At 65.4% G+C, this 10500-nt stretch carries 8 protein-coding genes and 1 pseudogene; 3 read left to right on the top strand and 6 right to left on the bottom strand.

Annotated elements, in window-relative coordinates:
* Both ACTHJR_RS20100 and ACTHJR_RS20095 read right to left on the bottom strand, forming a co-directional pair.
* Positions 1-728, bottom strand: a 728-nt coding sequence (locus ACTHJR_RS20100) for an AAA family ATPase (RefSeq protein WP_440525201.1), incomplete at its 3' end; no start/stop codon positions are given.
* 63 nt (positions 729-791) lie between these two features.
* Complete coding sequence (locus ACTHJR_RS20095; protein WP_440525200.1) at positions 792-1457, bottom strand: DUF6975 family protein; 666 nt, start codon at positions 1455-1457, stop codon at positions 792-794.
* A gap of 203 nt (positions 1458-1660) precedes the next feature.
* On the opposite strand from ACTHJR_RS20095, the gene ACTHJR_RS20090 reads away from it, so the two are divergent.
* The 3 genes and pseudogenes from ACTHJR_RS20090 (at position 1661) to ACTHJR_RS20080 (ending at position 5363) form a co-directional block, all read left to right on the top strand.
* Positions 1661-3361 (top strand): M20/M25/M40 family metallo-hydrolase, encoded by a 1701-nt coding sequence (locus ACTHJR_RS20090; RefSeq protein WP_440525199.1) that lies wholly within the window; start codon positions 1661-1663, stop codon positions 3359-3361.
* Between the two features lie 296 nt (positions 3362-3657).
* Positions 3658-3939: pseudogene (locus tag ACTHJR_RS20085) on the top strand (DUF2844 domain-containing protein); the annotation flags it as partial.
* 101 nt (positions 3940-4040) lie between these two features.
* Positions 4041-5363: a DUF3443 family protein gene (locus tag ACTHJR_RS20080; RefSeq protein ID WP_440525198.1), complete on the top strand. Its 1323-nt coding sequence runs from the start codon at positions 4041-4043 to the stop codon at positions 5361-5363.
* Between the two features lie 184 nt (positions 5364-5547).
* Here the strand turns inward: ACTHJR_RS20080 and rpoD are convergent, their stop codons facing one another.
* From rpoD to ACTHJR_RS20060, 4 genes are all read right to left on the bottom strand, one after another.
* A complete protein-coding gene (gene rpoD, locus ACTHJR_RS20075) occupies positions 5548-7575 on the bottom strand; it encodes an RNA polymerase sigma factor RpoD (RefSeq protein WP_440525197.1) in 2028 nt (675 codons plus the stop codon).
* Between the two features lie 34 nt (positions 7576-7609).
* A complete protein-coding gene (gene dnaG, locus ACTHJR_RS20070; protein ID WP_440525196.1) occupies positions 7610-9460 on the bottom strand; it encodes a DNA primase in 1851 nt (616 codons plus the stop codon).
* A complete protein-coding gene (locus ACTHJR_RS20065) occupies positions 9457-9864 on the bottom strand; it encodes an endonuclease domain-containing protein (RefSeq protein WP_440525195.1) in 408 nt (135 codons plus the stop codon). Before ACTHJR_RS20065 ends, dnaG begins: the two co-directional genes overlap by 4 nt.
* A gap of 136 nt (positions 9865-10000) precedes the next feature.
* Positions 10001-10453: a GatB/YqeY domain-containing protein gene (locus tag ACTHJR_RS20060; RefSeq protein WP_440525194.1), complete on the bottom strand. Its 453-nt coding sequence runs from the start codon at positions 10451-10453 to the stop codon at positions 10001-10003.
* Positions 10454-10500: the final 47 nt, after the last annotated feature.

Below are 10500 nucleotides of genomic sequence, written 5' to 3'. Positions count from 1 at the left end.
ACGTCGAGCGGCATGTCCTCGTGGAGCAGCAGCTTGAGCCAGTCGAGCAATTCGCTGGTCGAGGGCTTCTTCTTGAGGCCGGGCACGTCGCGGACGTCGTAGAAGATATCCATCGCCTTCGACACCAGCAGCTTCTGGATGCCGGGGAAATGGACGTCGACGATCGCTTGCATCGTGTCGCGATCGGGGAATTTGATATAGTGGAAGAAGCAGCGGCGCAGAAACGCGTCGGGCAATTCCTTCTCGTTGTTCGAGGTGATGACGACGATCGGCCGTTCCGCTGCGCGCACCGTTTCCTTGGTCTCGTAGACATGGAATTCCATGCGATCGAGTTCCTGGAGCAGGTCGTTGGGGAATTCGATATCGGCCTTGTCGATCTCGTCGATCAGCAGGACGGGGACCTGCGGCGAGGTGAACGCCTCCCAGAGCTTACCCTTGCGGATGTAATTCGAAATATCATGGACACGCTCGTCGCCGAGCTGGCCGTCGCGCAGGCGCGCAACCGCATCGTATTCGTACAGGCCCTGCTGCGCCTTGGTGGTCGACTTGACGTTCCACTCGATCAGCGGGGCGTTGACCGCCTTGGCGATCTCATAAGCGAGCACGGTCTTGCCGGTGCCCGGTTCGCCCTTGACCAGCAGGGGCCGGCGTAGAGTCACCGCGGCGTTGACCGCGACCTTCAGGTCGTCGGTCGCGACATAGCTCTGCGTGCCCTCGAAGCGAATCATCCCAATCCCCGAATTTTCGAAACTCGGGTTTGGTTTTGCTTAGCTACCGGCTGAAACGCAAGCTCAGGAGCGGTCGCGAGCCGACTTGCGGGCTTCGGCCAAGTCCCAAAGCGCGCGATGCTGAGCGAGCAATTGTTGCGCGCCGAAGCTCATCGCACGTTCGACCGGCGCTTCGAGCGCGAGCGTCACCGCGATCGTCTGCGTCTCGGCATCGATCGGCAGGCGCGACGTCAGCGGCGCGAAGCCGGCACGGTCGGCGGCGGCGCTCATCAGCGCACGGATCGCGTGCCAGTCGAGCACCAAGGCGATCGAGGCGCCGACCGCGCAGCCGACGCGATCGGACTGCGCGAGCATGTCGAGCGCGTGGCGCTGGGCGTTGACTGCGGCTTCCGATTCGGCCTGGCCCGGGGTCGAGGGGATCGGCCCGGCCGCGGCGGTCAGCCGCGCGAGCAAGGCGCGTTCCTCGGCGAAGCCCTCGGCGGCCGCTTCGAGCCACGGCTCGGCGGCGGCATTGGGGCGATGCGCCAGGGCGTGATCGATCACGCCGGGATGACGGCCGTGCAGCGCACACAGCAGATGGATCGCGTCGGCAAGGTCGCGCGTCGCCGCGCCCGGCGCGCACATCGCGCGGACGAACGGGTGACGTGCGCTGCCGTCGGCGTCGGCGAGCGCGGCGAGCACGCTCCAGCCGCTGCCGCGACGATCAAAAGAAAGGGTTTCGACTGACATGGATCCCCAACGCCTGTGATGACTGCACACGTTCTGGAGGCGAGGGATATACCGAACCGCGTAAAGACGCGGTTTATGGACCCTTAAGTATGTCGCAACCGCCGCACCTGCGGGGCAGTTCGGCGCATGGATACCGGGACGTGCCGCGACTTGCCGGCCCGAACGCACGCGACTAGCCTCGATCGACAAGGGGAGGGGCGGGTATGGGAAAATGGTGGACGACGGCGGTTGCGCTGGCGGGCGCGATCCTGTTGGCGGTCATCGCGACCACGCCGCCGGGCCCGGCTCCGGCCACTGCTCCCGCCGGCAGCTTTTCGGCGGTTCGGGCGATGGCGGACGTCGAGGCGATCGGCCGCGCCCCGCACCCGACCGGGAGCTTCGAGGATGCGCAGGTGCGTGCCTATCTGATGGCACGCCTGAAGAGCATGGGCATGGAGGTCGCGACATCGACCGGCGCGATGAGCCCAGGGGCCAAGAAGCGGCTCGATGGATGGCGCAAGCAGGTCGAGCCCGCACCGCCGCTCACCAATATTGTTGCCACGTTGCCCGGGCGCGATCGTTCGCTCCCGGCATTGCTGTTGATGGCGCATCACGACAGCGTGTGGGGATCGCCGGCCGCGGCCGACGATGCGGCCGGCGTGGCGTCGATCCTGGAGACGGTGCGCGCGATCAAGGCGGTCGGGCAACCCCGGCGCGACGTGATGGTCCTGCTGACCGATGGCGAGGAACTCGGGTTGGAGGGCGCGAAGGCGTTCTTCGCGGGCGATCCGCGTCGCGCGCATGTCGGTGCGATCGTCAATCTCGAGACGCGCGGTGGCGGGGGACGGGCATCGATGTTCGAGACCGGCAGCGACAATGGCGCGTTCATGGAATTGTTCGGCCGAGCGGTCAGCCGGCCGGTCGCCACCTCGCTCAGCGTTTTCGTTTACAAGAAGCTGCCCAATTCGACCGATCTGACCGTCGCCAAGAAGGGCGGCTATCCCGGTTTCAATTTCGCGTTCATCGGCCGCTCCGGCCTCTACCATTCGCCGCTGGCAACGCCCGAGGCGCTCGATCAGGGCGCGTTGCAGGACATGGGCCGCCAGACGCTCGATCTGGCGCGGGCGCTGGCGGATGCGCCGGCGTTGCCGGGCAAGGCGGCGGATCGCACCTTCTTCGATGCTTATGGCCTATTCTTCGTCAGCTATCCGGCGGAGCTGGGCTGGTTATTCCTCGCGATCGGCGGGCTCGGCTACGTCGCGGCTTCGTGGCGACGCGCCACTGCCGGCGAGGTCGCGAGAAGCGCGGGGATGCTGGTCGCGCTGCTGCTCGTGGCCGCGGCCTGGCTCTACCTCGTCAACATGGTCTCGATCGGCTTCGGCGCGAACAATCATTATTACGACCGGCTGGCGGCGATCCCGCGGCTCCAGGTCCAGGCGCTGCTGATCTGCCTCGCCGCGTTCCTGACACTCCGTCGCTGGCTGCCGTCGAGCGTGGGCAGCGTTGCCGGCGCCGCGCTGCCGTTGCTGATCTTGGGCGTGGTCATGCAGACGATGGCGCCGACTGCTTCCTATCCGCTCGCGATGCCGCTGATGCTCGGCGGCGTGGCAGTGGCGATCGGGCGTCATGCGGGGAGGGGAGCAGGTATCGTGGCGGCCGTCGTCGCGGCCGTTCTGGGCGTCGGCTACATGCTCGGCCTGGGCTTCTTCCTGCTGCAAGCGGTCGGTCCGGGGATGCCGATGATCGCCGCGATTCCGCTGGTGGTCGCCACGGTGTTGATGCTGCCGCTGTTGCCCGAGATCGCGCCGCGACGGGCGTTGTTGGCGGGGGTCGCGCTGCTGATCGTCGCGACGGGGATCGCTCTATGGGTGCTGCTCGATCCGGTGGCGCCGAGCGCGGCCGTTTATGCAGACTCCAAGAAATGAAGGGGCGGTCGGCTGCGCTGCGGGGAGATCGAGAGCTGCCCGCCGCCGCTCGCCTCCTCCGTCTTTTGCCTGACAAATGAGGCGTTGACACGCAACCGGCGAGGCATAGGCTGCAGTCCGGTCGCGACTTGACGTCAGGCTCACGACCGCAGCTTGCGTTTGGAGGTCGTCCGACCGTGTTCCCGATCCATCGCCTTTCGACATGTGGCCTCGCTACGGCCTGCCTGCTTCTCGCCACGCCCGCGCCGGCGCAACTCGGCGGCGCGATATCCAGCGTCAACGGCGACCGCGCACAGATGAGCGCCCGCATCAATTCGGTCGCGATGGGCCGCTACACCCGCCACGACCTCACTCGTCCGAACGGCGGCATGGTGCGCGAGTTCGCCAATGCGGACGGCACGGTCTTCGCCGTGACCTGGTCGGGGCCGGGCAAGCCGGATCTCCGGACGTTGCTCGGCCGCTATTTCGCGACCTTCCAGGCGAACAGCGTCGCGACCGCGCGACAGATGCATTCGCTGCGTCATCCCCCGCAGGTGGCGCAGCCCGACCTGCAAATCCAGGTCGGCGGCCATATGGGCTGGTTCCACGGCGTGGCGTTCGTGCCGTCGCTCGCGCCGGCCGGATTCTCGGTCTCCGATCTGGCGGTGCAACCAAGATCGGCAGGCATTTCGCCGGCCTGTTGGCCGCACTGGCGCTGGCCGGATGCGGTGGCGGCGGCAGCGGCGGCGGGGGCGGTTCGCCGGTGGCGGTCGTTACCCCGACGCCGACGCCGACGCCGACCCCCAGTCCGACACCCACGGCCACCCCGGTCGCCAACACCGCGACAGTCACGCTGGACGCGGGGCCGGCCGCGCTCAACACCGGTGCCGGCGCATATACCGCGTTCAACGAGCCCTATGTCTCGGTCACTATCTGCGCGCCCGGCTCCGCCAGCAATTGCCAGACGATCGACCATGTCATCCTCGACACCGGATCGGTCGGCTTGCGCATCATCCAGCCGGTGCTCAACGCCGCTCTGCTCGCCGCATTGCCGACCGAAAGCGACGCGTCGGGCAATCCGGTCGGCGAATGCTATCAATATGTGAATTCCTATGCCTTCGGGTCGGTGCGTACGGCGGACTTCTCGATCGCCGGAGAGAAGGTAGCGGCCATGCCGTTCCAGACGATCGGCGACACCGGCACTTTTGCCGGCGTGCCTTCGACCTGCTCCTCGGGCGGCGGTACCGCGATCAAGACGGTGCAGGATTTCGGCGCCAACGGCATCATCGGGATCGGCACGACGACCACCGATTGCGGCAGCTATTGCACGGTCAACGGCGGTTCGGCCGGGGCGATCTATTACGATTGCCCGAGCGCCGGCTGCGGCAGCATCATCGGACGCGCCGCCAATGCCTCGGCGCCATTTCAGCAATTGCCCAACCCGGTTGCCGCTTTTGCCGCCGACAATAATGGCACGATCGTCTCGCTGCCGGCGGTCGCCCAGCCGGGCGCGCCCTCGCTGACCGGCACCGTCACGTTCGGCATCGCCACCCAGGCCGACAACGGCCTCGGCGCCGCCAACATCCTGCCGCTGACCACCTCGACCAGCCGATTGGGGCCGGGCGTGTTGACCGCGACCTACAACGGCAAGCAATTGACCCAGAGTTTTCTCGACAGCGGCAGCAACGATTATTTCTTCATCGACACCAGCCTCAACCCGTGCACCGACCCGACCCTGATCGCTTTCTATTGCCCGCTGATGCCGACGCCGCTGTCGCCGGTGTTGACCGCCACCAATGGCGCGACCGCGAGCGGTGCGTTCGAGCTGTACAGCCCGCTCAACGTGAACGGAACGTCGACCGTCGCGCCGGGCCTCGGAGTGAACCCGACATTGGTCAAGCCGCCGTTGCCTTTCGCGAACAGCTTCGACTTCGGCGTGCCGTTTTTCTTCGGGAAAACGGTCTATACGGCGATCGAGGGCCGGCCGGCGGGCGGTCTGAACGGGCCTTACGTGGCGTTTTGAACACACCGCAGGGTCGTTTGCTCGAGGTGTCAGCTCGATCCAATAGTGACCGTAACGACCAGTTGCAGACGCGGCGCTAATCCGACGCCGCAAGCAATCCGACAACTCTTTCGCCCAATGCCGACGGAGACGCACGCGCCGGAATGTTCCGGTCGCGGCCCCTCGTCGGCTCGAAAGGTGGGCGTTACTGGTCGAGGAACGACCGCATCTTGCGGCTGCGGCTCGGATGCTTGAGCTTGCGCAGTGCCTTCGCCTCGATCTGACGGATACGTTCACGCGTGACCGAGAATTGCTGCCCGACTTCCTCCAGCGTGTGGTCGGTGTTCATCCCGATGCCGAAACGCATGCGCAGCACGCGGTCCTCGCGCGGGGTGAGCGACGCGAGCACGCGGGTCACCGTTTCCTTGAGGTTCGCCTGGATCGCGGCGTCGACCGGGATCACCGCATTCTTGTCCTCGATGAAGTCTCCGAGGTGCGAATCCTCCTCGTCGCCGATCGGCGTCTCGAGGGAGATCGGCTCCTTGGCGATCTTCATCACCTTGCGGACCTTTTCGAGCGGCATCGACAGGCGCTCGGCCATTTCCTCGGGCGTGGGCTCGCGGCCCTGTTCGTGGAGGAACTGGCGGCTGGTGCGGACCAGCTTGTTGATCGTCTCGATCATGTGGACCGGGATGCGGATGGTCCGCGCCTGGTCGGCGATCGAGCGCGTGATCGCCTGACGGATCCACCAGGTCGCATAGGTCGAGAATTTGTAGCCGCGGCGGTATTCGAACTTATCGACCGCCTTCATCAGGCCGATATTGCCTTCCTGGATGAGGTCGAGGAACTGCAGCCCGCGATTGGTGTATTTCTTGGCGATCGAGATCACGAGGCGGAGGTTGGCCTCGACCATCTCCTTCTTCGCGATTCGCGCCTCGCGCTCGCCCTTCTGCACCATGTTGACGATGCGGCGGAATTCCGGAAGCGCCATGCCGGTCTGCTGCGAGATCTCGCTGATCTCGCCGCGGATGCGATCGACCGATCCGGCTTCGTTGCCGGCGAACGCCGTCCACTTCTTGTCGATCGCCGCGACCGAGCCCAGCCACGAATCGTCGAGCTCATGCCCCTGGTAGCGGTGCAGGAAGTCGGCGCGGCTGACCTTGTGGCGCTCGGCCAGGCGCAGCATCTGCCCGCCCAGCGCGGTCAGGCGCCGGTTGAAGCTGTAGAGCTGGTCGACGAGATATTCGATCTTCGCCTGGTGGAACTGGACGCTCTCGACCTCCGCGGTCAGGTCTTCGCGCAGCTTCTGATACTTGCGCTCGTCCGTCGCCGACAATTCCCCGCCGGCGCCGATGGCGTCGAGGCGCTGCCCCTGCATCTTGGAGAATTTCTTGTAGATCGAGGTGATGTTGGCGAACCGCTCGAGCGCCATCGGCTTGAGCTGCTCTTCCATCTGCGCGAGGCTGAGCGTGTTGTCCTCTTCCTCGTCGTCCGAGATGCGCGGCGCACGACGCTCGGTCATGTCGTCCTCGTCCTCGTCGGCCGACTGGACCTCCTCGACTTCTTCTTCTTCCTTGAAGCTGGCGCCGGCGGTCTTCTCGCTGATCTCGCCCGAATCGTCGTCCTCGGCGCCTTCGACCTGCTCGGCCGACGGACCCTTGCTGAGCATCGCGTCGAGATCGAGAATCTCGCGCAGCTGCATCGTGCCTTCGTTCAGCGCGGTCGACCAGTCGATGATCGCGTTGAAGGTGATCGGCGATTCGCAGAGACCCAGGATCATCGTGTCGCGACCGGCCTCGATGCGCTTGGCGATCGCGATCTCGCCTTCGCGGCTGAGCAATTCGACCGCGCCCATCTCGCGCAGGTACATGCGCACCGGGTCGTCGGTGCGGTCGACCGTTTCCTTCTTCTTGGTCTCGAGCGCGGGCGCGTTGTCGTCGGACGAATCGACCGGATCGATATCCTCGTCGTCCTGCTGATTCTCTTCGCCGTCTTCGCCCTGTTCCTCGTTCTCGACGACGTTCACGCCCATTTCGTTGAGCGCGGACATGATGTCCTCGATCTGGTCGGTCGACATTTCGCCGACGACGCTATTGAGCTCGTCGACGGTCATGTAGCCGCGCTTCTTGGCGCGCGCGACCAGCTTCTTGATGTCCGCATCGTTGAGATCGATCAGCGGAGCGTCGCCCGTCTCGACCGGCTCGGCCGCATCCGCCATGTTCGTCTTCGCCATCAAATGCCCTCGGTGTTACGCTTTACGCGTAATTTTACGCGTCATTGTTCGCTTGGATCAGATTTGCAAGCCGCTCTTCCAAAGCACGCTGCTCGCGCAACAGTTCCATCTGCCGTTGGAAAGCTTCATCCGACGTGGATATTTCCAGTTCGGAGGTCGCTTGCGCCAGCGCCGCGTCGACTTCGGGCCGCGCCACCATGATCGCTATCGCTTCATCCAGGTCGGCGCTGGCCCGCTCGGGGTCCGCACCATCCTGGGTAAAGGAATAGGGAGTGGCATCGGCCCTCAGCAGATCGGTGGTAATCTGACCAAGTCCAGATGTGCCCAATATGGTGATCAGGCGCTGGCTATCAAGCGCCCGCTCTTCCAGTGCCAGATCGACGACCGCCTCGAACAGCCGCCCGAGCGCGCCGTCGGCCATTTTGAGGCTGCCCAATATCTCCATATGGCGGGCAATCTCGGCCGGATGACGGATCAGCCCGGCGAGCACAGCCTTGGCGAGCAACCGGTCGATCATGCCGGCTGCGCGCACCGCCTTCGCCTCGGCAGTGACGGGCGGGAGCGGGGGCGTCCATTTGGCGCCGGGTTTGCGCGGCGTGAACTGGCGCGGCGTGAACTCGCGGCGGGGCGCTGCGAACTGCTCGTCCACGCGCCGGCGGAATTCGGCGATATATTCGTGACGGACGTTGGCGTCGGCGATCGCATTGGCATGGTTGCCGAGGCGGCGCTTGAGGCCTGCGCGCTGCTCGGGCGTGTCGAGCGGCTCGGCGGCGAATTCGTGCGCCCACAGCCGGTCGACCAGCGGCTCCGGCCTTTCGAGCAAGGCTTCGAACGCGCCGCGACCGCGCGTGCGGACGAGATCATCGGGGTCGAGGCCTTCGGGCAAGGTCACGAAACTCAGGCTGCGGCCGGGAGCTAGGCCGGGCAGCGCCCGCAACGCCGCGCGGATCGCCGCTTTCTGTCCCGCCGAATCGCCGTCGAAGCACAGCACCGGCACGTCGGTCAGCCGCCACAGCCGCTCGAGCTGATGTTCGGTCAGCGCGGTGCCGAGCGGCGCCACCGCCTCGCCGAACCCGGCCTGGGCGAGGGCGATCACGTCCATATAGCCCTCGACCACGATGACGCGGTTGGTCTTGCGGCTGGCGGGAGCTGCGCGGTCGAGATTGTAGAGCGTGCGCCCCTTGTCGAAGAGCGGGGTGTCGGGGGAATTGAGATATTTGGGCTCGCCCTGGCCGATCACGCGCCCGCCGAAGGCGATGACGCGGCCGCGATGATCGCGGATCGGGATCATCAGCCGGCCGCGGAAACGGTCGTAGGGCTCCTTCTCCTCGACCTTGATCAACATGCCCGATTCGATCAGCGCCGGGTCGCCATAACTCTTCAGTTCCTCGCGCAGCTTCCCGCGCGAATCGGGCGAATAGCCCATGCCGAAGGTCCGCGCGGTTTCCGCGCTGATCCCGCGCCGCTCGAGCAAGGCGCGTGCTTCTGCCCCGGCGGGGCCGTGGAGTTGGTCGACGAAGAATTGCGCGGCCTCGCCCATCAAATCGTGCAGGCCCCTGGCGCGCTCGGCGCGTTCCGCAGACTGGCGATCGGGCGCGGGCATGTCCATCCCGGCCGCCTGGGCGAGTTCCTTGACCGCATCGATGAACGGCAACCCGCGCTGCTCGGTCATCCAGCGGATCGCGTCGCCATGCGCCGAGCATCCGAAGCAATGGTAGAAGCTCTTGTCGTCATTGACGTAGAAGCTCGGCGTCTTCTCGTTGTGGAACGGGCAGCAGCCCTTGAACTCACGCCCCGCCTTGGTGAGCTTCACGGTCTTGCCGACGAGCGCGGACAGCAGCGTGCGCGCGCGAAGTTCGTCGAGGAAGGCTGGGGTGAGACTCAAGAATTCCCCTCCCGCTTGCGGGAGGGGTTAGGGGAGGGCTTGTTCCTGATAGCCGCCGTCTCGGAAAGAACCCGCTCGATCTCCGAGACGACTCCCTCGACGTTCCCCATCACTTCGTTGTTCCAGAACCGAATCACGCGATAGCCTCTGCGTTCGATATAACGCGTCCGGGCCGCCTCCGCGCGTTCGCTTTCGCCGTGGGTGGCGCCGTCGACTTCGATCACCAGCTTTGCGCTACGGGACACGAAGTCACCGACAAACTCGCCAATCGGAAATTGCGTGTTGAAGCGAACACCAGCGACCTTGCGGGCGCTCAAATGCTCCCACAATTTCCGTTCGGCCGGTGTCATGTTGGCGCGCAACTCACGGGATAGCTTCGTCGGACGCTTATACCCCTTGTCCAACAGGCCCTCCCCCAACCCCTCCCGTAAACGGGAGGGGAGTTTTTGTTTCGCGAGATCGCCAAGTTTACCATTCCCCTCCCGCTTGCGGGAGGGGTTAGGGGAGGGCATGTCCCCAAAATGGAGGTAGTTTCGCCGCTTAGCTCAGCGCCGCCTTCACCAGCCCGCTAGCCTTGGACATGTCGAGATTCTGCGCATGCCGGGCCTTCAGCTCGCCCATCACGCGACCCATGTCCTTCATGCCGCCGGCCCCCAGCTCGGCCTTGATCGCGTCGATCGCCGCCCGGGTCTCGTCCTCGCTCATCTGCGCCGGCAGGAAGCGTTCGATCACGTCGATCTCGCCCTGTTCGACATCGGCGAGTTCCTGGCGGCCGCCCTTCACGTACATCTCGATCGATTCGCGGCGCTGCTTGACCATCTTCTGCAGCACTTCGGTGACGAGCGTGTCGTCCTCGGTCGGCTGCGATTTGGTGCGCTCCTCGATGTCGCGGTTCTTGATCTGCGCCTGGATCAGGCGGATCGCGGCGGTTCCCTGCTTGTCGCCGCCCTTCATGGCGGTGACGAGGGCGTTCTTGATATCGTCTCTTATCATGAAGCGCCTTATAGTCCGGTTCTGCCGAACCGGAAGCGGCACCGGGA

The organism is Sphingomonas sp. (assembly GCF_051962185.1).
GTDB lineage: Bacteria > Pseudomonadota > Alphaproteobacteria > Sphingomonadales > Sphingomonadaceae > Sphingomonas.
This window is presented reverse-complemented; position numbering and strand designations above follow the sequence as displayed.